24 protein-coding genes are annotated in these 20,362 nt (G+C 64.8%); 10 read left to right on the forward strand and 14 right to left on the reverse strand.

Annotation, left to right across the window (positions count from 1 at the left end; genetic code table 11):
• The first annotated feature begins 387 nt into the window (after positions 1-387).
• From H587_RS0103970 to H587_RS0103980, 3 genes are all read left to right on the forward strand, one after another.
• Positions 388-939: a DUF4125 family protein gene (locus tag H587_RS0103970; RefSeq protein ID WP_027175164.1), complete on the forward strand. Its 552-nt coding sequence runs from the start codon at positions 388-390 to the stop codon at positions 937-939.
• 29 nt (positions 940-968) lie between these two features.
• On the forward strand, positions 969-1,703 hold the full coding sequence (locus H587_RS0103975; RefSeq protein WP_027175165.1) for a sulfite exporter TauE/SafE family protein: 735 nt from the start codon (positions 969-971) through the stop codon (positions 1,701-1,703).
• Between the two features lie 172 nt (positions 1,704-1,875).
• Positions 1,876-2,730, forward strand: a complete 855-nt coding sequence (locus H587_RS0103980; protein WP_211219487.1) for a DUF4037 domain-containing protein — start codon at positions 1,876-1,878, stop codon at positions 2,728-2,730.
• Between the two features lie 93 nt (positions 2,731-2,823).
• Here H587_RS0103980 and H587_RS0103985 read toward each other — a convergent pair whose 3' ends face one another.
• Both H587_RS0103985 and H587_RS0103990 read right to left on the reverse strand, forming a co-directional pair.
• Positions 2,824-4,872 (reverse strand): ribonucleoside triphosphate reductase, encoded by a 2,049-nt coding sequence (locus tag H587_RS0103985; protein WP_027175167.1) that lies wholly within the window; start codon positions 4,870-4,872, stop codon positions 2,824-2,826.
• A complete protein-coding gene (locus tag H587_RS0103990) occupies positions 4,817-5,467 on the reverse strand; it encodes an anaerobic ribonucleoside-triphosphate reductase activating protein (RefSeq protein WP_342662364.1) in 651 nt (216 codons plus the stop codon). Before H587_RS0103990 ends, H587_RS0103985 begins: the two co-directional genes overlap by 56 nt.
• A gap of 734 nt (positions 5,468-6,201) precedes the next feature.
• On the opposite strand from H587_RS0103990, the gene H587_RS0103995 reads away from it, so the two are divergent.
• Genes H587_RS0103995 through H587_RS0104005 form a run of 3 tightly spaced genes read left to right on the forward strand, consistent with a single transcriptional unit; the run spans position 6,202 to position 7,372 of the window.
• The gene (locus H587_RS0103995; protein WP_051202452.1) at positions 6,202-6,609 is read left to right on the forward strand and encodes a chemotaxis protein CheX; all 408 of its coding nucleotides are present in this window, start codon (positions 6,202-6,204) and stop codon (positions 6,607-6,609) included.
• Between the two features lie 11 nt (positions 6,610-6,620).
• Complete coding sequence (locus H587_RS0104000; protein WP_027175170.1) at positions 6,621-6,827, forward strand: hypothetical protein; 207 nt, start codon at positions 6,621-6,623, stop codon at positions 6,825-6,827.
• Between the two features lie 8 nt (positions 6,828-6,835).
• Positions 6,836-7,372: a hypothetical protein gene (locus tag H587_RS0104005; RefSeq protein ID WP_027175171.1), complete on the forward strand. Its 537-nt coding sequence runs from the start codon at positions 6,836-6,838 to the stop codon at positions 7,370-7,372.
• Here H587_RS0104005 and H587_RS17175 read toward each other — a convergent pair.
• Complete coding sequence (locus H587_RS17175; RefSeq protein WP_051202428.1) at positions 7,338-7,658, reverse strand: zinc ribbon domain-containing protein; 321 nt, start codon at positions 7,656-7,658, stop codon at positions 7,338-7,340. The genes H587_RS0104005 and H587_RS17175 overlap by 35 nt on opposite strands.
• Before the next feature lie 117 nt (positions 7,659-7,775).
• Between H587_RS17175 and H587_RS17180 the strand changes: the two genes are divergently transcribed.
• Positions 7,776-9,386, forward strand: a complete 1,611-nt coding sequence (locus H587_RS17180; RefSeq protein ID WP_051202429.1) for a hypothetical protein — start codon at positions 7,776-7,778, stop codon at positions 9,384-9,386.
• A 146-nt stretch (positions 9,387-9,532) separates the two neighbouring features.
• Here the strand turns inward: H587_RS17180 and H587_RS0104020 are convergent, their stop codons facing one another.
• The 5 genes from H587_RS0104020 to H587_RS0104040 all read right to left on the reverse strand — a co-directional run bounded on the left by H587_RS0104020 (position 9,533) and on the right by H587_RS0104040 (position 14,322).
• Positions 9,533-10,267: an ABC transporter ATP-binding protein gene (locus tag H587_RS0104020; RefSeq protein ID WP_027175172.1), complete on the reverse strand. Its 735-nt coding sequence runs from the start codon at positions 10,265-10,267 to the stop codon at positions 9,533-9,535.
• Positions 10,264-11,031 (reverse strand): ABC transporter ATP-binding protein, encoded by a 768-nt coding sequence (locus H587_RS0104025; RefSeq protein WP_027175173.1) that lies wholly within the window; start codon positions 11,029-11,031, stop codon positions 10,264-10,266. Before H587_RS0104025 ends, H587_RS0104020 begins: the two co-directional genes overlap by 4 nt.
• A 20-nt stretch (positions 11,032-11,051) precedes the next feature.
• Entirely contained in the window at positions 11,052-12,065 is a 1,014-nt protein-coding gene (locus H587_RS0104030) for a branched-chain amino acid ABC transporter permease (protein WP_027175174.1), read from the reverse strand.
• Positions 12,066-12,083: 18 nt separating this feature from the next.
• Positions 12,084-12,992 (reverse strand): branched-chain amino acid ABC transporter permease, encoded by a 909-nt coding sequence (locus H587_RS0104035; protein ID WP_027175175.1) that lies wholly within the window; start codon positions 12,990-12,992, stop codon positions 12,084-12,086.
• A 148-nt stretch (positions 12,993-13,140) separates the two neighbouring features.
• Positions 13,141-14,322, reverse strand: a complete 1,182-nt coding sequence (locus H587_RS0104040) for an ABC transporter substrate-binding protein (protein ID WP_027175176.1) — start codon at positions 14,320-14,322, stop codon at positions 13,141-13,143.
• Positions 14,323-14,569: 247 nt separating this feature from the next.
• Between H587_RS0104040 and H587_RS0104045 the strand changes: the two genes are divergently transcribed.
• Together H587_RS0104045 and H587_RS0104050 are read left to right on the forward strand one after the other, a co-directional pair.
• Positions 14,570-15,190 carry a D-sedoheptulose 7-phosphate isomerase gene (locus H587_RS0104045; protein WP_027175177.1) on the forward strand — a complete coding sequence of 207 codons (621 nt, stop codon included), beginning with the start codon at positions 14,570-14,572 and terminating at the stop codon, positions 15,188-15,190.
• A gap of 7 nt (positions 15,191-15,197) precedes the next feature.
• The gene (locus H587_RS0104050; RefSeq protein WP_027175178.1) at positions 15,198-15,605 is read left to right on the forward strand and encodes a response regulator; all 408 of its coding nucleotides are present in this window, start codon (positions 15,198-15,200) and stop codon (positions 15,603-15,605) included.
• A gap of 3 nt (positions 15,606-15,608) precedes the next feature.
• On the opposite strand, the gene H587_RS0104055 is transcribed toward H587_RS0104050, so the two are convergent.
• From H587_RS0104055 to H587_RS0104075, 5 genes are all read right to left on the reverse strand, one after another.
• The gene (locus tag H587_RS0104055; protein ID WP_051202430.1) at positions 15,609-15,959 is read right to left on the reverse strand and encodes a hypothetical protein; all 351 of its coding nucleotides are present in this window, start codon (positions 15,957-15,959) and stop codon (positions 15,609-15,611) included.
• Positions 15,960-15,969: 10 nt separating this feature from the next.
• Positions 15,970-16,785: a metal ABC transporter permease gene (locus H587_RS0104060; protein ID WP_027175180.1), complete on the reverse strand. Its 816-nt coding sequence runs from the start codon at positions 16,783-16,785 to the stop codon at positions 15,970-15,972.
• Between the two features lie 99 nt (positions 16,786-16,884).
• Complete coding sequence (locus H587_RS0104065) at positions 16,885-17,370, reverse strand: VOC family protein (protein ID WP_027175181.1); 486 nt, start codon at positions 17,368-17,370, stop codon at positions 16,885-16,887.
• On the reverse strand, positions 17,367-18,227 hold the full coding sequence (locus H587_RS17185; RefSeq protein WP_084630384.1) for a metal ABC transporter ATP-binding protein: 861 nt from the start codon (positions 18,225-18,227) through the stop codon (positions 17,367-17,369). The genes H587_RS0104065 and H587_RS17185 overlap by 4 nt, the downstream gene beginning before the upstream one ends.
• Positions 18,175-19,023: a metal ABC transporter solute-binding protein, Zn/Mn family gene (locus tag H587_RS0104075; RefSeq protein WP_169432745.1), complete on the reverse strand. Its 849-nt coding sequence runs from the start codon at positions 19,021-19,023 to the stop codon at positions 18,175-18,177. Before H587_RS0104075 ends, H587_RS17185 begins: the two co-directional genes overlap by 53 nt.
• 105 nt (positions 19,024-19,128) lie before the next feature.
• Here H587_RS0104075 and H587_RS0104080 point away from each other — a divergent pair, with 105 nt between their 5' ends.
• Positions 19,129-19,392 carry a SemiSWEET transporter gene (locus H587_RS0104080; protein WP_027175183.1) on the forward strand — a complete coding sequence of 88 codons (264 nt, stop codon included), beginning with the start codon at positions 19,129-19,131 and terminating at the stop codon, positions 19,390-19,392.
• Positions 19,393-19,397: 5 nt separating this feature from the next.
• On the opposite strand, the gene H587_RS17190 is transcribed toward H587_RS0104080, so the two are convergent.
• A complete protein-coding gene (locus H587_RS17190; protein ID WP_051202431.1) occupies positions 19,398-20,357 on the reverse strand; it encodes a rhomboid family intramembrane serine protease in 960 nt (319 codons plus the stop codon).
• Between the last annotated feature and the right edge of the window lie 5 nt (positions 20,358-20,362).

Here is a 20,362-nt window from a genome sequence, read left to right on the forward strand (position 1 = left end):
TTGATCAGTTGCATGGAGCGCTGTGGTCGTTTCATGCGTAATGCATATTCATGTGCAGATATTCACAAATGCCGTGTAAACGCGTACAGAATAGCAACTCGTATGCCATGGGCCCCGTGGAGACGCCTGCCGAGCCTACTTGCCCGAAAGGAAAAGATATTTCTGTTCTAGGAATGTTTCTTAAAAAGAAGATTTCTTTCTTTTTCGAAAAAATTTTAGTGAGAACGAAGTTTTTTCTTCTGCAAAAGTCCCTGGAGCATCTCCCACCCCCAAAGTCGACTTTTCGGAACCGGCAGAAAAATAAAATGTTTCTCCAAGCGTCAGTGTGGAGCGGCCTTTTCCTTGCATATCCCGGCCGATTTCTCTGAACCCGGAGGGAACTGAGCCATGATCACGCGAAAAGATCTGTTGTCGGAGATCATCGAACGCGAACTCGCCATGTTCCAGAGCGTGAATAATCGCGGGGGGCGGGCGGACTGCCAGGACATGCCCGAGAGTTTTCGCCTGATGCGCGAAATCACCCATGCCGTCCTGTCCGTCGCCTTTTTGGAGAGTTATGGGCAGGATCTGCGTCGCGCTGAACGAGATGGGCGCAATTTCATGACCGAAAAATACGCGATCATGGAAGGGCAGATCGCGCCCATCAATCCCGACCCGCGCATCCCCGAGATCGCGGACCAGGAGACTGACTGGCGCGAAGCCGTGGCCGCGGAATTCCCCCATGCCGTCGAACCGGGTGGGAGTGAGGCCTTCCGCCGCTATCTCCGCGCGGAGCTGCAAACCTATTCGCCGGGCACCATCGGGGCCTATGCGGAATGCGTGGACGCCGCCCGGCGCGAAGGGCGGAATCTGGCCCGCGAACGCTACGATCTTCTCATGAGCAAACTGGGTTTCGGCTCTCTCGCGGAGCGCGAGGCATCCGTGGAGAGGGGCGGCTGAGCCGCCCATGAAAAGGATACGGACGGACCATGTTCGACCTGGAGCACATCATCGTCTTCTCCGCCTGGCTTTGCGGCGGCTTCATCTCCGGCGTGAGCGGCATCGGCGGGGCCATGTTCGCCGTGCCGATCGCCGCGGCGTTCATCCCGATGCACGAGGTCATCGTCCTGAGTTGCATCCTGAACTTGGCCATGGATGCGGGCATCTGCGTCATGCAGTACCGCTTCTGCCGCGTCACGGCGGTGCTGCCGATGCTGGCCGGGGCCATCCCCGGCTCCTTCGCGGGGCTGTACATCCTGAAATTCGTCTCCGGCGACGTGCTGCAGGGCGGTGTGGGCCTGCTGTTGCTTTTTTATGTCTGGTGGCAGTATGCCTCCCGCAAGACCAAGCCCCGGGGGGAATCCTGGCCCGTCGGCGCCTCGGCCGGTCTGGCCGCGGGGCTTCTGGGCACCGCCATCTCTTTCGACGGACCGCCGGTCGGCGCGTATGGGCTCTACGCCGGATGGCAACCCCGGGTGTTTCTGGGAACGATGAGCGTGTTCTTCGTCCTGCGCAGCACATTGACCTGCACCCTGCAGGGGATGGCCGGGCTTTATACGCCGTCCGTGCTCAGCTACGCGATGGTCGGCGTACCGGCGACGTTTCTCGGGGCCTTGCTGGCCTATCCCCTCACCAAGCGGATTCCACAGCTCGTCTTCCGCCGTGTGCTCATGGTGATCATCGCGGTGGCCGGGGCGTCCTGCCTCCTCCGTTCGTTGCTATGACCGGTCGGGATGATCCGCACGTTTTTCCCCGAACTGCGCCGGATCACCCGACCCCCCGGGAGGTGCGCGGATGAGTGGGGAAAACGGTGGTGGTCTCGCCCTGAGTCGTTTTTTTTATGCCGAATATGGGCGGGACATTCTGCGCTGGCTGCTTCCGGATGTTTTCCCCCACATGGCGGTCGGGCTGGTGGGGGAAGGCTCGGAATGCTTCGGCTTCGACGACGTCCTTTCCCGTGACCATGACTGGGGACCGGCTTTTTGCGTCTGGCTTCCGGCGAATGAGCTGGAAGCGTCGCGCGAGTCGATTCTCACGGCGTTGGCTGAGCTGCCCGATGAGTTTCGAGATCATGCGACGCGGCTGAACCCGCCGCGTCCGGCGGATCGCGTGGGCCCCTTGTCCGTGGAGGATTTCTACGAACGCTTCACCGGACTTCGCCGCCCGCCCGAGAGCTGGCGGGAATGGCGGCTCATTCCCGAACCGAACCTGGCCGTCTGCACCAACGGCGAGGTCTTCGAGGACAACCTCGGCCTGTTCTCCGCATGGCGGGAGACCCTGCTGACCTCCTTCCCCAAGGATCTCCGGCTGAAAAGGCTCGCGGTCCGCTGTTTCGACATGGCGCAGGCCGGGCAGTACAACCTGCTCCGCATGGGCTCGCGGGAGGACGCGGCGGCCGTCCTGTTCTGCGCGGCGCGTTTCGCTGAACAGGCGGTGTCCTGCGTCTTTCTGCTCAACAGGCGTCATGCGCCGTTCTACAAATGGGCCGCCCGGGGCGTCCGCGCCCTGCCCCGGCTTGGAATGGAGGCCGGAGAGGTGTTGGACGTCCTGTCCGGCGTCCGCTGGAGCGATGCGGGCGAACGCGGGCGGGCGCAGGACGCCGTGGAAGCCTTTTGCGCACAGGTGGCCACCGAGCTTCGCCGCCAGGAGGTGAGCGGCGCGGCGGGCGACTGGCTCCTTGATCACGCCGAGTCCGTGCGGGCGCGGATCACGATCCCGGCGCTGAGGGAGATGCCGTTGTCGCTGGAGTGAGCGGGCGCACCCGTCGCCGCATGATGACGAAAAAAGGCCCCGATCCCTCGGGGCCTTTTTTCGTCATCGGGAAGTCGCGGAAGCGGTGCGGGCTCAGCAGACCCCGTGGAAGGTCACCCGGTCGTGGTACTCGGCCTGCTTGCCCTTGTTCCAGCGGGACACGGGGCGGTAATAGCCCACGATGCGGGTGTATATTTCGGTTTCCGCGCCGCATTCCGGGCAGGCGTCCTGCTCGCCGCGCAGGTAGCCGTGCTCCTTGCAGATGGAAAAGGTCGGCGTGATGGACAGGTAGGGGATTTTGGTCATGCTGAAGGCCTTGATGATGAATTGCTTGAGGGCCCCCATGTCCGCCGCCGACTCGCCCAGGAAGGTGTGGAAAACCGTGCCGCCGGTGTACAGCGGCTGGAGCTGGTTCTGGTGTTCCAGGGCCATGATCACATCGTCGCAGAGATGCACGGGCAGGGCCGTGGAGTTCGTGTAGTAGGGCGTGCCGTTGCCCTGGGCCTGGATCTCGGAATAGAGGCTTTTGTCGATCTTGGCCAGGCGGTAGCTCGTGCCTTCGGCGGGCGTGGCCTCCAGGTTGTAGAGGTTGCCGGTCTCCTCCTGGAAGCGCGAGGTGAGGTCGCGCAGATGGTTCAGGGTCCGGCGCATGAGCCGGATGCCCGCCTCGGTTTCGATGCCCTTGCCCAGGAGGTTCAGGCAGGCCTCGTGACCGCCCAGGATGCCGATGGTCGAGAAGTGCCCCTTGTATCCGTTGCGCAGGTACCTCCGGGACCAGGGGAACATGCCGTTCTCCAGGTTGTTGGTGATGAGCTTGCGCTTGTACTCCAGGGAATTCTTGGCCAGTTCGGAGTACTCCGTGACCAGCTCCAGGAAGTCTTCCTCGCTCTGGGCCAGGTAGGCCAGCTTGGGCAGGTTCAGGGTCACCACGCCGATGGAGCCGGTGAGGTCGCCCGCGCCGAACAGACCGCCGGTCTTCTTGCGCAGTTCGCGAAGGTCCATCTGGAGGCGGCAACACATGGAGCGCACGTCCTCGGGCGAGAGGTCGGAGTTGATGAAGTTCTGGAAGTAGGGGACGCCGTATTTGGCCGTGAGCTTGAGCAGCAGTTCGCCGATTTCCGAATCCCAGGGGAAGTCCTTGGTCACGTTGTAGGTCGGGATGGGGAAGGAGAAGATGCGGCTGTTGTAGTCGCCCTCGAACATGACCTCCAGGAAGGCGCGGTTGATCATCTCCATTTCCTCGACATACTCGCCGTAGGTGGAGTCCTGGAGCTTGCCGCCGATGATCACCGCCTCGTCGGCGATGTGCCTGGGCGGCACGAGGTCGAAGGAAAGGTTGGTGAACGGGCTTTGGCCGCCCCAGCGCGAGGTCGTGTTCAGGTTGAAGACGAACTTCTGCATGGCCTGGCGCACTTCGTCGTAGGAGAGCTGGTCGTGGCGCACGAAGGGGGCCAGGTAGGTGTCCACGTTGTTGAAGGCCTGGGCTCCGGCCCACTCGTTCTGGAGCGTGCCCAGGAAGTTGACCATCTGGCCCAGGACCGAGTCGAAATGGCGCGCGGGACCGGCCGAGGAGCGGCCCTCCAGGTTGAAACCTTCCAGGAGCAGGTCGCGCAGACTCCAGCCCGCGCAGTAGCCGGCCAGGCCGAAGGAAAGATCGTGGATGTGGAAGTAGCCGTGCTCGTGGGCCAGGCGCACTTCCTCGGGATATTTCTCCAGGGCGTAGCGGGCCTGCACCGTGCCCGAGAGGTGGAGCATGAGGCCCTGAAAGGAGTGGGTCATGTTGGCGTTCTCGGACACGCGCCAGTCGGCCTTGCCGAGGTAGTCGTCGATGATCTCCTTGATGTCCAGGTAGGCCTCGCGCTGGTTGCGCAGTTGGCGGCGTTTCTCACGGTAGAGCACGTAGCGGCGGGCCACGGTGTAGAGCCTCGATTCCATGAGCACTTGTTCGACCATGTCCTGGACGAATTCCTGCTCGGGAATCTCGATGCCTTCGAGCTTGGCCTCGACCTTCTTGCCCAGTCGCTTGGAGAGGATGGGATCCTTGATCCCGCTGGCCTGCAGGGCCTTGAAGATGGCTTGGGCGATCCTATCCGTTGACCACGTTTCCAACCGGCCGTCGCGCTTCATGATCTGCGTGGGCATTTGCTCTCCTCGGGGCTCTGTACGTTTGCAGCGTGAGTGTATGTCCAGCGGGGAGGTAACCCCTTGCGGTCTCGATGTCGTCGCCGGTCAGCCCGGGAACGCGCGTCAGGCGGAAGGAAAACGCACCGGGACGGCGCTCGGCCTGGGCGAAGACGGACTCCAGGTTGCGCCTCGCCTCGGCGGCGGTGACGCGGTCCCCGCTCAGGGCGGGATACAGGGCGTAGGGGCCCTTGACGTCCACGGCGCAGTGTTCGGCCAGCCCGGAATCCAGGGCCTCGGCCAGGATTTCAGGGCGCATGCCGTTGCTGTCCAGCTTCACGGGCAGGCCGATCTTGCGGATTTCGTAAAGCAGTTCGCCCAGTCCCGGGGCGCAGGTGGCCTCGCCGCCGGTGACCGTGACCCCGTTCAGCCAGCGTTTGCGCTCGGCCAGGAAGAGCAGGAGCTTGGAGCGGGCGAACAGGGGCTGGCTCTCCATGTTCCAGGCCAGCTCGAAATTGTGGCAGGTGGGGCAGCGGAGGTTGCAGCCTCCGAGGAAGATCACGCAACAGGAGCGGCCGGGCCAGTCACAGAGGGACAGACGCTGCAGACCGCGCACATGAGTCCATATGGAGGCGTGTTCTTCCATGTCCAGCCGGGGCGCGAGACGCGCCGGTTGAGGGGGCCGGTACGGAGAAGACGGACATCGCGGGGGAACTCCGCGGGCATCCCCGTCCCGCTCCGGCGGAGAATTCGGCTTGCGCCGACACAGTGAAACAGCACAGCGAACGTGGGGTCAGGTATACGCCCGCGGGCATTTTTTGTACAGGGGGAGGGCGGAAAAAAATGAAAGCTTTGGCTGAATTGGGATGATAAAGGCGGTTATCGGAGATTATTTGGAAACCGTGAAAGTTTTCAACAGTACTGATCAAAGATACTCGTCGGAAATACAGGGAGTTTTCTAGACATAGTTTAGAAAAAAAAACACGCCTTCCCGCAAGAAGGATTTTTCGACAAGGAGCTGAGAAGGGAGTGAAAGGGCAGGTGGTTACGTTGTCGTGTAAAGAAAGCGTAACACAAACCCGTACGCACTGTAAATCTGGAAACGGGAAAGGATTTCTCTGTCATTCCCAAAGCCCCGGCGTACGCCCCTTCGCGCCCGCCGGGCCGGCGCCGGAACGCGCATGGGCGCTTTATACTTGGCAAAGGCGCTGCAATCATTGTATGGATTCGTGAAACGGATGGGGAAATCGGTGCGCCGGGCCCCCGGGTTTTCGATGAGGTAGGTTGCCGCACGTGGATACCGTCAATATCGCCAAGCCTTTCGTCAGCGCCACAGTGGGCGTGCTCTCGATGATGGCCATGATTTCGCCCAAGGCGGGAAAGCCCTACGTCAAGCGGGACAGCCTGGCCAAGGGCGACGTCTCCGCCGTGGTGGGCATCACCGGGGCCAAGAACGGAACCATCTCCCTGTCCTTCGAGAAGGCCTGCGCCGTGGCCATCGTCAAGAACATGCTCGGCGACGAGATCACGGACATCCTCACCGATGTGCGTGACGCGGTGGGCGAGATCACCAACATGGTTTCCGGGCAGGCCCGCAGCGGCCTGGCCGAGATGGGCATGGTCTTCCAGGCCGGAACCCCCACCGTGATCATGGGAGACAACCACGTGATCTCCCACATCTCTTCCGGGCCGATCATGGCCATTCCCTTCGAAACCGAGCACGGCGGTTTCATCCTGGAGTTCAGCTTCGAGGGCTGAGGCGGGGCGCCATGCGTTTTGTGGAGTATATCCGGGACCAGGGCTACCGCCGCTTCCGCGGCAACGTGGACCAATCGGTGTACCTGGGCTTTCACTGCCCCGATCCGGCCAGGGCGGTCTGGTACTACAAGGAAGGCAGTTACCAGTGCACCGGCTGCCGGGAGCAGTGCGAGACCGACAGTCCCGAGGGGTTTCAGACCTTTCTGCTCCGGGAGTGACCACGACCATGCGCGTCATCCTCGCCCTTCTCCTCGCGTTCGCCCTGGCGGCTCCGGCGTCGGCCCAGCAGGCCGGTCCCGACGACATGAACCTCTGCCTCTGCTCCTCGGCCCTCTCGCGGCTCTTGTGCAAGAAGAAGAACGAATTGGCCTTCGTGGCCAAGATCGACGCCGGTGTCTATCTCTACACCGTGCATTACGGCGCCAAGGACACCCGCTTCACCTGCAGCGTGACCGGCGAGGCCATCCTCGTGCGCGGGGAGACCGTGCCGGTGCTCCTGCGGACCATCCCTTACACGTATGATCCGGCCAAGATGAGTGGGGTCTTCAGTCTGACCGAGCCCGATTGTCCCATCGGCGGCCAGGCCCGGTGCGTGGGCAAGAAGACGGCCAAGCAGCTCACCGTGGAGAAGGAAAACGCCTTCTGGAACCGGCCGATTCCGACCATCCTTCAGGATGAACTGCGCGCGGGCACCTTCGGCAACGCCACCGGGGCGGAGCCCGCTCCGGCTACACCTTCCGGGTCCACGCCACCAGCCCAATGAAGGCCACGGCCGGAGCCAGGGCCTGCCATTTCCCGGTGATCACGGCGAAGACGCCCGCCGCGCCCAGGATCAAAGCGTAGACCCAAGCCTCCAGGCCTTTGAGCAGCAGTCTCCTCAGCATGGCGGAGGAGGGCTGGACGCGCATGGGACTCAACGGTCCGCGAGTTTCGGCGTTCTTCTGTTCGACGCCCGCGCCGTGGATGCCGGATTGGAGTTTGCGGCCGCATTCCATGCAGACGAGTTCCTCGTCAAGGTTGGCCGCGCCGCAACGGTTGCAGATGATCATCGCCCCTTCTGACCCAGGGGAGCAGACGCGTCAAGGCGTCTTGAGCGTCACCGCCCTTGACTTTCTTCTCGTTTTCCTGACACTGAGTACTCTTTTCTTCGTCCCTGGAGCGGAGTCATGCCGGAATCGACCACATCACCCGAGAATCAAACCGCCGCCTCCCAAGTCTCCGACGACACCCAGGCGCCGGAGCGCGGTCAACGGCTTTCGGCCTACCTGGACAAGCTCGCCCAGCTCAAGGAACGCAGCGCCCTGCGAGAGGTCATGGAGCGGGAACTCCTTCTGGAGTTCATCCGGGCCAACCGGGCCAACATCAACGAATATCCCTTGCTGGAGACGCAGCAAAACAGCGTCATCAACCTCATCTGCCAGCGCGGCGGTGAGCATCCAGCCTACGAATACGTCCGCAAGCTCACCGGCGCCTTCATCGTCCTGCTCACGCACTACGGCAAGAGCAAGGACGGTCCGGATCGGGACCGGGCCGAGCAGTTGCGCGTCCAGTTGGAGAACACCGAGACTCTGCTCATCAAGTGCGTCCAGGGAGTGGTCTACGCCCTGGGCCTGATCACGGACAATTTCGAGGAGATCGTGCTGCGGCATTTCGGGGCCGGCGGACTGGACAAGTACAACGCCCTGATCCAGCAGATGGAGCTGGACCAGAATTTCTGGCGGGCCTTCATCGAGCGTTTCGTGGCCCAGCAGGTCAAGGACGCCTTCGAGGACATCCGTTCCGGCGACCGTTACGCCCTGACGCGCGAGGGACAGCAGCTCTGCATCCGCTACGCCTTCGACGACGTGCTGGCCCGGCTGAACCCGTTGGCTCAGAACGTGGAGAAGACCCGCATCCAGAGCGCCATCGAGCGCCTGGGCACGGACTCAGAGGAGCAGAAGACCTTCAAGGTGGTCCTCTCCTGCCTGAACAAGGGCCTGGCGTTCATCCCGGAGAGTGTGCTCACGCGCGCCGATGTGGATTTCGTGGCCCGCATCGTCTGCATCGACGAGGCCATGCGTGAGCTGCGGGATCGGTACCTGGAGCATCTCTGGGCTTCCCGCGAGGGAGGACGGGCGACGGACGACGTGGCACGGCCCGATCCCAGGGTCTTGCAGTTCCTGGTGGAGCAGGCCGTGGCCTCGGGCGTGGGCGCGGTCATCGCCGTGGGCGTGACCCGGGACAGCTTCGCCCAGGCCCTGAACGCCTTTTTCCCGGCCGCCCCGGAGAGCGTCAGAGCCCTGGTCGGCACCTTCGACTTCGGCTCCTTGGAACGAGTGCTCTTCCATCTGCTGGAGAATCAATTCCTGCATCTGCTGCGGGAGTTGGCCGCGCCCGAGGGAGGCAAGCTCGTGGTCCGTTCCCTGCGCCTGCGCCGGGCGCCCCTGGCCGAGGTGGATGCTTTGTTCGCCTCGGGTCTGACCAAGATCCGCAAGACCAAAATATGGGCCGCGGACCGCGGGCGGCCGGACATGCTGCTCTTCCGTCAGCGTACGGGCCGTGAACTGGCGGCCGCCATGGGGCTGCTTCAGATGGAAGAGCCGCTCAAGCTGGCCGTGCTTTCCCTCTGGGAGGGGGCCTCGGTGAAGATAGAGGCCGTGGTGCTGGTGGATCTGGAACTGGTCGCGCGCACGACCACGAACATGAAGGCCAAGCTGGCCGAGATTCTCGGCCGCTTCGGCATCCGGCCCGGCCGCAAGGAGGAGGGGGAGTCCTCAGGCGAGGGACAGGGGGCCTAGCGCGGCGTCACGAATCATGTATCGGCTGCCTGCGAAACGCGCGGGCGGAGGGCGAAAAAGATACGGCCGGGGCGTCCCTTCAAGACGCACCGGCCGTGGTTTTTTTTCAGCACCGCTGTTGGGGTGGTTCCTCCGTGAACCGGCTCTCAGCCGCCGAGGTAGGCCTTCTTCACCTCGGGATCATCCATGAGCGTGTCGCACGGTCCCTGGGCCACGATCTCGCCGGTGTCGATGACGTAGCCCCGGTGGGCGAACTTGAGCGCCAGCTTGGCGTTCTGCTCCACGAGCAGGATGGTCAGGCCCTGGCTGTTCAGCTCCTTGAGGGTGCGGAACATGTCGTACATGAGCAGCGGGGCCAGGCCCATGCTCGGCTCGTCGAGCATGATGAAGGTGCAGCGGGACATGAGCGCCCGGCCCACGGCCAGCATCTGCTGCTCGCCGCCGGAGAGGGACTCGCTGCGCTGCTTGCGGCGCTCGGCCAGGCGCGGGAAGAGTCCGTAGACCCGTTCGTAGTCGTGCTGGATGTCCGCGTCGGAATCCTTGCGGGCGTAGGTGGCCAGCTTGAGGTTCTCCTCCACGGTGAGGTTGCCGAAGATGCGCCGCCCCTCGGGCACGAGCACGGCGTGCAGCTCCGAGACGACCTTGTCCGGCGCCACGCCCAGGATGCTCTGGCCCTTGTAGCGGATGTCGCCCGAAACCACCTTGGGCCCCTCGGGGGGGTAGACCCGGCTGATGGAGAGCAGCGTGGTGGTCTTGCCCGCGCCGTTGGCCCCGATGAGGGTCACGATCTCCCCTTCGTCCACGTGGAAGGTCAGTCCGTGCAGGGCCTCGATGTTGCCGTAGCGGACCTTGAGGTCCGTCACTTCCAAGAGCGTGCTCAAATCGTGTCGTCTCCCAGGTAGGCTTTGATCACGGTGGGGTTGCTCTGGATCTGCTCGGGCGTGCCCTCGGCGATGGTCGAGCCGAAGTCGATGACCTTGATCCAGGAGCACAGGCTCATGACCACCTTCATCTGGTGCTCGATCATCCAGATGGTGATCCCGAACTCCTTGTGAATCCAACGCACCAGCTTGATGAGCCCGTCCACGTCGGCGGAGTTCAGGCCCGCCGCGGGCTCGTCCAAAAGCAGCAGCTTGGGCTTCACCGACATGGCCCGGGCGATCTCCACCCGGCGCTGCAGGCCGTAGGGCAGGTTCTTGGGGTACTCGTCCGCGTACTGACGCAGGTCCATGGCCTCCAGCAGATCCAGGGCGATGGAGTCGATGCGCTTTTCGTTCTCCCGGTACCGCTTGGAGCGCCGGAAGGCGTCCAGCAGGCTGTAGCCCATGCGGTAGTGTTGGGAGACGCGGATGTTGTCCAGCACGGTCATGTCGTGCCAGAGGCGGATGTTCTGGAAGGTGCGGGCCACGCCCAGGGCCGTGACCTGATGGGGCCGCAGCCCCTTGGTCTTGGACCCGTTGAGGATGATCTCGCCGTCCGTGGGCTGGTAGAATCCCGAGACCAGGTTGAAGACCGTGGTCTTGCCCGCGCCGTTGGGGCCGATGAGGCCGACGAGTTCGCCGCCCTCGAGGGTGATGTTGAAGTCGGAGACGGCCAGGAGGCCGCCGAACTTCTGGGTCAGTCCGTTGATGGAAAGAAGCGTCATCTCGTCTCCGTCTCCGACCGCTACTTGAACGTGAAGTACTTGCGCATCCTGGGGAACAGGTCGGACAGCTCCTTGTTGCCCATGATGCCCTCGGGCCGGAACTGCATGAGCAGGATGAGGATCAGGGGCACGATGACCCACTTGTAGATCTGCAGGGGGCGCAGGGCCTCCAGCAGAATGGTGAAGACCACCGCCGAGATCACCGAGCCCGACAGGGAGCCCATGCCGCCCAGGTAGACCATGACCATGGCCTCGGTGGACTTGAGGATGTCGAAGGAGCCCGGGTTCAGGTAGCCGACCACATGGGCGTAGAGCGCTCCGGCCACGCCGGCCAGCCCGGAGGAGATCATGAAGGTCACCAGCTTGATGCGGTTGGTGTCCACGCTCATGATCTCGGCCGCGATCTCGTCCTGGCACACGGCGTTGACGCCCTTGCCGTAGGTCGAGGAGATGTAGCGGCGGATAAGGAAGACCGAGCCGAAGCAGCCGATGAGAACCCAGATCATCATCCAGGGCAGGTTCACCACATCGCCCATGGCCGCGATGGTCGGGCGCATGCCGGTGAGCCCCCTGGGGCCGCCGATGACGTCCAGATTCTGGATGGCCGAGATGACGATGTAGTTCACCGCCAGGGTGATGATGGCCAGGTAGTCGCCACGGGTCTTGAACGAGGGCACGGCCACGATGATCCCCGCCAGGGCCGCGACCACGCCCGCGCCCAGCAGCACGATGGGGAAGAGGAAGACCGCCGTGGCCGGGGGCAGGAGCGCGGCCCCGAAGAGTTTGCTGTTGGTGAAGAGGAGCATGGAGAGCAGTGAGCCCACGTAGGCGCCGACGCACATGAAGCCGCCGTGGCCGCAGGAGAACTCGCCCATGTTGCCGTTCACGAGGTTCAGGCTGGAGGACATGATCACGTTGATGGCCATGAACATGATCACGGACTGCACGTAGAGGTCGATGGCCCCGGCCTGGGAGAGGCCGATGATCACCAGGGCCAGGACGAGGAGCAAGGCGTTCAGGGCGTATCGTTGCATCGTCGGTTATCCGCTTGCCTAGATTTTCTGGTGTTTGGCCACGCCGAAGATGCCCGTGGGTTTGCGCCACATGATGAGCAGGAGCACGGTGAAGGCGATCAGGTCGCGCAAAGTCGAGGGGAACACGGCGGCCACGCCGATCTCCAGGAAGGCCAGGAGGAAGCCGCCGAGGAAGGCCCCGCGGATGTCGCCGATGCCGCCGACCACCGCCGCGATGAAGGCTTTCCAGCCGATGAGCGCTCCCATGTAAGGCTCCAGGACGGGATAGGCCATGGCGAAGAGCAGGCCCGCCAGCCCGGCCATGCCCGAGCCCAGGACGAAGGTGAAGACGATGATGCTGTCCACCGGGATGCCCATGAGCGGGATGGCGAACTTGTCCCAGGAGATGCCGCGCATGGCCATGCCGATCTTGGTCCTGGTGACGATGAACTGGAGCACGGCGAAGGCGATGAAGGCGGTGATGATGACCACCACCTTGAGGTTGGTCACCGAGAGCCCCGCGAAGGAGTAGACCGTCTTCTCCATCAGCTCGGGGAAGTACTTGCGGCTGGCGCCCAGCAGAGCCAGGTTGCCGTTCTCCAGCATCAGGCCGCACATCAGGGCGGTGATGACCACGTAGAGCCGGTGCGCGCCCTTGCGCCGCAGGGGGCGGTAGGCCACGCGCTCCAGGGTCACGCCCACGCAGGAGGTGAGGATCATCGTCAGGGGCACGGCCAGCACGAGAGTGGCCGTGGGGCCGAGGCCCATGGTCCCCAGGAACAGGGTGGCCACGAAATAGGCGATGTAGGCGCCGACCATGAAGATGTCGCCGTGGGCGAAGTTGATCAGCAGGAGCACCCCGTAGACCAGGGTGTAGCCCAGGGCGATGAGGGCGTAGAAACTGCCCCATTGCAGCGCGTTCAGGATGTTCTGGAAAACGAATTCCACGTCGGGTCCTCTTTCGGGTGTCCGGGCTGTGCAGGCTGCGGGGGCGAGAATCCTTTGCGCGCCTTCATGCCCTTTTTACTCGGAAAAAGCAAAGCCCTTGAAAAACGGCGGGGACCTCAAGGTCCCCGCCGCGATCAAAGGCCGTCCCTTACGGGCAGACGGACTCGGCGAAGGTGAACTGGCCGTCCTCGCTGATGCGCACGACCACGGCGCACTTGATCGGGTCGCCCTCGGCGTCGAACTTCATGGAGCCGGTGATGCCCTTGAACTCCTTGATGTTCGCGATGGCGTCGCGGATGGCCTTGCGCTCGGCCTTGACGTCGGCGTTGAACTTGCCGGCGTCCTGGATGCCCTGGAGCACGATGCGGGTGGCGTCCCAGGTCAGGGCGGCCACGTCGTCCGGCACGTAGCCGTACTTCTGGTTGTAGCGGTCGATGAAGACCTTGGTCTCGCCCTGCGCGCCGGCGGCGGCGTAGTGGGTGGAGAAGAACTGGCCCACGCAGTCCTTGCCGCACAGGGTCATGAGTTCGGCGGAACCCCAGGCGTCGGCGCCCATGAAGGGATTCTTGAAGCCCAGGTCATGCGCCTGCTTCACGATCAGGGCCACCTGGTTGTAGTTGTCGGGCACGAAGATGAAGTCGGGCTTGGCGTCGATGATCTTGGTCAGCTGGGCCGAGAAGTCCTGGTCCTTGGTGCCGTGGGACTCGAAGGCCACCAGGGATCCGGCGCCCATCTTCTGCTCCCAGACCTGCTTGAAGATGTCGGCCAGGCCCTTGGAGTAGTCGTTGGCGATGTCGAAGATCACGGCCGCGGTCTTGGCGCCGAACTGCTTGGCCGCGAAGTTGGCGGCCACGGGGCCCTGGAAGGGATCCAGGAAGGCGGCGCGGAAGACCCACGGACGGCCCTTGGTGGTGTCGGGGTTGGTGGACCAGGGCGAGATCATGGGCGTCTCACGCTCGTTGCAGATGCCGCCGGCGGGCACGGCCTGCTTGGAGGAGTTGGGGCCGACGATGGCCACGACGCCGTCCTGCTCGATGAGCTTGAGGGCCGAGTTCACGGCCGAGTCGGCCTTGGATTCGTTGTCCTGGTAGATGAACTCAAGCTTGTATTTCTTGCCCCCCACTTCCAGGCCGCCCTTGGAGTTGATGTCCTCCTTGAGCATTTCGGCGGCGTACTTGGACGCCTCGCCGACCTTCGGGATGTCGCCGGTGAGCGGAATGTTGAAGCCGATCTTGATCGTTTCCGGTTCCTTGCTGCAGCCGGTGACCAGAAGCAGAGCGCCGAGAACGAGAGCCAGCGCCAGCAGAGACAGTCTGCCGAACTTCTTCATCGTCAACCTCCTCTCAGTGGGGAAAGATGTTGGGTATCGGGTCCTATGGAAATGCAGGAATGTTCCATAGCCCAATTCCCGCCGGAAAAAAAGAAATTTCTGCATTAGTCGCGCGCATCTGCATTTTTGTCATGCCGTTCCGCGCCGAGGCTTTCAGGTGGCCGATTTCAGGCCGTTTTCATCGATTGCACGAAATGGTGAAGTACAGTACACGGGGGCCGTGCGACGGCACCGAGGGGGATTGCGCATGTCCGAGAAAGCATTGGCCAAGATCCGCGAACATGCCCGCAAAGGGCTTGAAATACGTGAGAAATTTTTCGAGGAACGCTCCGGGCAACTGGTGGAGATCGCCCGCGCCATGGCCGTGTGCCTGGCGCGCGGGGGAAAGATCCTTTTCTGCGGCAACGGCGGCAGCGCCGCCGACAGCCAGCACCTGGCCGCCGAATTCGTGAACCGCTTCGTGCTCGAGCGGCCGCCGCTGCCCGCGCTGGCCCTGACCACGGACACCTCGATTCTGACCGCCATCGGCAATGACTACGGCTTCGACCGCGTCTTTGAGAAACAGGTCCAGGCCCTGGGCAACCGGGGAGACGTGCTGGTGGGCATCAGCACCTCGGGCGCCAGCCCCAACGTCCTGACCGCCCTGCGCGAGGCCCGCCGACGCGAATTGGTCACCGTGGGAATGACCGGCCAGCAGGGGGGCGAGATGCAGCCCCTGTGCGACCACCTCATCCAGGTTCCCGGCCGCGAGACCGCGCTGGTCCAGGAAATCCACATCGCGGCGGGGCACATGCTCTGCCACATCGTGGATCACTTCCTGTTCGAATCGGTGCTTGAGCTGGACCCCTATCTTTCGGGCGGCGCGTAGGGCCTTCATGTCTCGCCCGCGCGTGCTCATCGTGGAGGACAACGCGGTGAACCGCGAATTCCTGCTGGCGGTGCTCAGCCGCCACGGCGAGTGCGCGACCGCCCCCTCCGGCGAGGACGCCCTGGAGCTGTTTCAAAGGACGCTGCTGGAGGGGACGCCCTTCGACCTCGTTTTCATGGACGTGCTGTTGCCGGGCATGGACGGTCTGCAGGCCCTGGAGCGCATCCGTGACCTGGAGCGGAGTGCTGGACGCGTCGAGGGAAACGGGGCCAAGGTCGTCGTGGCCACGGCCCTGGATGACGACCAGTATGCGGCCCGGGCCTTTTCCCAGGACCAGGCCGTGTCCTTCATCGCCAAGCCGCTGTCGGTGGACAGGATTCTGAGCGGGTTGAGAAGATTCGGCTTTCTCGACTGAGGCTCAGGGCTCCGCGCGTTTGATGCGCACCGACAGGCCCTTGTTCCCAATCCTCTCGGCCAGCCGCGCGGCCATTTCCCTGCTGCGCATGTTGGCCAGCACCAGCTGCGCCCGGTTGGTCTCGTCCCAGACCCAGACAAGCTCCGGCAGCATGATGCCGTGCCCGGCCACTGCCTCGCGCAGGCGGCCGCGGGCCTCGTCGCGTTCCTCGAGTGAGAGTCCCTCGAAAGAATCCCCATAGGCCAAGACCCACCAGCCCTCGGGCTGGGGCGGGACGGTTTCGCGCTTCCAGGCGCGCACCCGCTCCAACAGTATCGCCAGGGTCTGTTCCAGGTCGCCCAGTCGCGTGGTCATGGAGACGACCTCATGCGCGGCCGCCGGATCTGGCCGACGGCAGCAGGGTGGAGAGGAAGAAGGCCAGGGCCGCCACGGCGATGATGGCCGCGCCGGAGGTGATGTCCAGGGAATAGGCCAGGGCCAGCCCCGCAACGCAGAACGCGGCGCTCAAGACCCCGGACAGGACCATCATGGCGCCCAGGGAGCGGGCCCGGCGCTCGGCGATGAACGGCGGGATCGTCAGCAGGGCGATGACCAGGATGAGACCCACCACCCGGATGATCATGACCACGCAAAGCGCGGTGAGAGCCAGCAGAAGCACGTGCAGGGCGGCCACGGGTAGGCCACGGGCCCGGGCGAACTCCTCGTCGAAGGACAGGGCCAGGAAGCCCCGGTAGCAGAAAAGCACCGTGGTCATGACCACGGCGGCCAGGGCGGCCATGATCCAGATATCCTCGCGGGGCACGGCCAGGATGCTGCCGAAAAGGTAGCTCATGAGGTCGGCCTTGTAGCCCGGGGTCAGGTCCACCAGGATGATGCCCAGCGCCATGCCCGAGGCCCAGAGCACGCCGATGACCGTGTCCGCCCGCTCCCTGGCCTTGAGCGTCACGGCGGCCATGATCAGGGCGCAGAGCAGGGCGAAGGCCGCGGTCAGGGGCAGCACGGGCAGCCCCAGGAACAGGGCCAGGCCCACGCCGCCGTATGCCGCGTGGGCGATGCCCCCGGAGAGGAAGACGATGCGGTTGACCACCACCAGGGTGCCGATGACGCCGCAGATGCAGCTGGCCAGCAGTCCGGCCAGCAGGGCGTTGCGCATGAACTCGAATTGCAGGGCCTCGACCATCCGTCTCTCCGCGTCCCAGTGATGGTGATCAGCAATAAAAGTTTAAAAAATCAATTGAATATAAAGCAATGATCAATATTGATCAACAACGATCAACTGTCAATCGGCGATCTCGCCACGAGCTACCGCCTGGACGTATTCCAGAGGCATCATGGTCTTCTTGGCCGCTTCTTCCGCGCTGCCCTCGGTCAGGGCCCGGCGCACCACCACGGACATGGGTTCGGCCACCTCCACGAGGTGCCCGCAGGGATCCAGGACGCGGAAGCAGCGCTGGCCCCAGGGTTGCTCCACCATCTCGTGGACCAGGGGCGCGGAGGCGGCGCGCACACGCTCCAGGGCTTCCGCCGGGTCCGGGCACTCGAAGTACAGTTCCAGTCCTCCTGGTCCGAAGGAGAACGACGTCGTGGTCTTGCCGAAGATCATCTCCCGGGCCGCGTCTTTCTGCCAGAGGCTGAACTCGCCGGTGAAGACCACGTAGACGCCGAGGTCCATGACCACGGCCTGTCCGAGTACGCCCTCATAGAACGCGCGGGCGGCGGCCATGTCGGAGACGAAGACGGCGGGGGCCTTGTAGCGGACGCTCACGAGTCCTCCTTGATGGGGATTCCGCCCAGCGTGCAGCGCGCCCCCCGGCCGTGGGTCACCAGGTCCACGGGGCAGCCCGCCGCCTCGTCGCCGCCGTAAGTCATGCGGAGCATCTCCGGGGTCAGGGCCGGAGCGGCGTGCGAGTGCAGGGCGCGGTTCACGCAGGCCACGGACTTGACGCCGCGCGTGAGCACGGAGACGTCGTGGCTGACCATGACGATGGTCATGTCCCGGTTCAGTTGGAGCAGCAGGCGGAAAAGGTCGTCGCGGGCGCGCGGGTCCACGCTGGCCGTGGGTTCGTCCAGGAGGAGAAGGCTGGGCTGGTCCACCAGGGCCCGGGCGATGAGGGCCCGTTGCTTCTGGCCGCCGGAGAGCGCGGAGATCTGTCGACCGGCCTGATCCGTGAGGCCCACCCGCTCCAGGGCCAGCAGGGCCTTTCGCCGGTCCTCGCGGCGCGGCAGCAGACCACGCACGCCGTTCAGGCCCGGCCGCACGAGCCCCAGGGTCACGGCGTCCAGCACCGTGATGGGGAAGGCGCGGGAAATCTGGGTGTACTGGGGCAGGTAGCCGATGCGCGCGCCGGCCTGTCCCGGAGGCAGGCCCAGGACGCTGATCGAACCGGAGGCGGGAGCGAGCAGGCCGAGCACGAGCTTGAGCAGGGTGGACTTGCCCCCGCCGTTGGGCCCGAGGAGCACGAGGAAATCGCCCTCGGGCACGCTCAGGTCGACGTTCTCCAGCACCGGGGAACCGTCGTAGGAAAATGAGATGCCGCGCAGTTCGATGGCGGTCACGTCCACCTCGCCCTCAGCGCAGGGCCGCTCGGATGCGGCGGGCCACGCGCAGAAGATTGTTTTCATAGTCCCCGTCCAGGGGATCGGCCGGAAAGACCTGGGCCTTGAGGGTCAGGGCCAGGGCCCGGGCCGCCTTCGATCCGCAACGGGGGCGGTCGAGCACCTGCGCCACCCCGCGTTGTCTGGCCGTGAGCCAGACCTTCCGCTGCCAGGCGGCGTTCGGTTCTTCTCCGAAACCGGCCACGGCCAGTTCTTCCAACCCATAGGCCGCCGCCAGCCAGGCCCAGTCCGGCCGCCCGCTGACGAAGAGCCTCCGCGTCCCGGCCGAGGCGAACAGCTCCGCAAGCCTGGCGTCCAGGCCGTCCAACCGTTCTTCCAGAGCCGCCAGGTTGCGGTCGTAGGTTCCGGCTCCGGCCGGGTCCGCCGCGCGCAGGGCCTTGGCCGCGTTGCGCGCCAGTTCCCTGGCCCGGGCCGGAGCCAGCCAGACCCCGAACAGGCCCCGGGCGCGGATGTCCGTCCCGTCCGGGCCGCCGAGTTCGGCCACGCCCTCGGCCAGATCCACCAGCCGCAGATCCGGCTTCGCGCGAAGGAGCGCCTCGCGCCAGGGGCGTTCGTACTCCGCGCCGAGGAGAAAGACCAGTTCCGAATCGACGGCCCGCCGGATGTCCTCGGCTCCTGGACTCCACGTTTCGCAAGCGCGATCCGGGAGCAGGGTCCGCACCTCGGCCCGTTCCCCGGCCACGGCCCTGACCAGCCAGGACAGCGGGGCGACCCCGGCCGTGAGGCGCAGAGGCGCGGCCCCCGCCACGGCGGGCAGCAGGACGAGCAGGAGGGCGAGGACCGTCGGGAACCGGCGTTGCAAGCGGACCTCCGGGGTTCGGGAATGGTACAACATCACGGTTGCCTGTCAATGGCCGTTGGGGTAGATCGGGCGCACGACGCCTTGAATCCGGGGCGCGGAGGGAACATGGCCGAGGCGTGGGTGGAGGCTGTCGGGTTGACCGCCGGGGTGCTGACTACCCTGGCCTTTCTGCCCCAGGTGCTCAAGACTTGGCGGACCCGGGCCGTGCGCGACCTGTCCCTGCCCATGTACCTGTCCCTGACCGTGGGGGTCTTCCTCTGGCTGGTCTACGGGCTGCTCCAGGATTCGCCGTCGATCATCCTGGCCAACGGCGTGACCTTCATCCTGGCCCTGTCCATCCTGATCATGAAAATCCGTTATCACCGCTAGGCGTTTCAGCCGCCCAGCCAAGCCCAGGCCCAGGCCGCCGGAAGCAGGGCCAGAGCCGCCACGCCCATCATCCATTGAAGCCGGACGGACGGTTCCGTGGCGTGTTTCAGCGTTCCTGCCGCCAACCCGAGAACCAGACCCGCGGCGAAGCCCGTGAGGTGCGCGCCCAGGTCCGTGTTTTCCCCGGTCGAACCGAGCATGGCCAGGATGCCGAGTCCCGCGGCCACGGGCACGACGAAGGAGCGGAAGTCCAGGGCGCCGTCCGCGGCGCGCAGGCCGGAGAGGATCGCGGCGGCCGCGAACACGGCCGTTGAAAAGCCGATGGAGGAGTGTTCCGGGTTCTGGACCAGGGCGTTGCAGACGGAGCCCAGCACGCCCCCGGCCAGGATGAGCAGCCAGCCGAGCCCGTTGCCCAGCTCCCGGCAGACGAGCCCGGCGAAGATGCCGCCGATGACCGCGTTGGAGAGCACGTGGGCCGCGTCGCCGTGCAGGGTCAGGGCCGTGGCCGCGCGCCACCATTGGCCGCCGAGCAGCAGCTCCGCGCGGGCCTGGCCCAGTTCGAGCCATTGCTGGGGATAGAGTCCGAGGCTCGGCAGGGGACGGCTGACCAGGGCGTGAAAGGAGAGCAGGGCCAGCATGGCCAGCCAGGTGGGCAGATCGTTCGCGCGCGGCCTTGGCGGCGGAGGCGGGCTTTCCTGCGGGCGAGGGTTCTCGGCCAGATAGCGGCGGATTTCCCGCTCGGCGCGCTCGGCGTACCAGACTGGAACCTCCAGCCTCCAGCCCCGGCCCAGGTTGCGCACCCGGTGCGGCACCCGCCGGGACTCCAGGGCCAGGGACCAGGCCCTGGCCTCGGCCCGCGATAAATCTTGGCGGTCCTCTCCGCGCACCAGAGCGGCCAGGTTTTCCCAGGAGGGCCGGAAGACCCGGCGCAGGAGGTTGGGCGGTCGGCGCGGCGGCAGGGGCATGGGGG

Origin of the sequence: Desulfovibrio aminophilus DSM 12254, from assembly GCF_000422565.1 — a bacterium.
Taxonomy (GTDB): Bacteria; Desulfobacterota; Desulfovibrionia; order Desulfovibrionales; family Desulfovibrionaceae; genus Aminidesulfovibrio; species Aminidesulfovibrio aminophilus.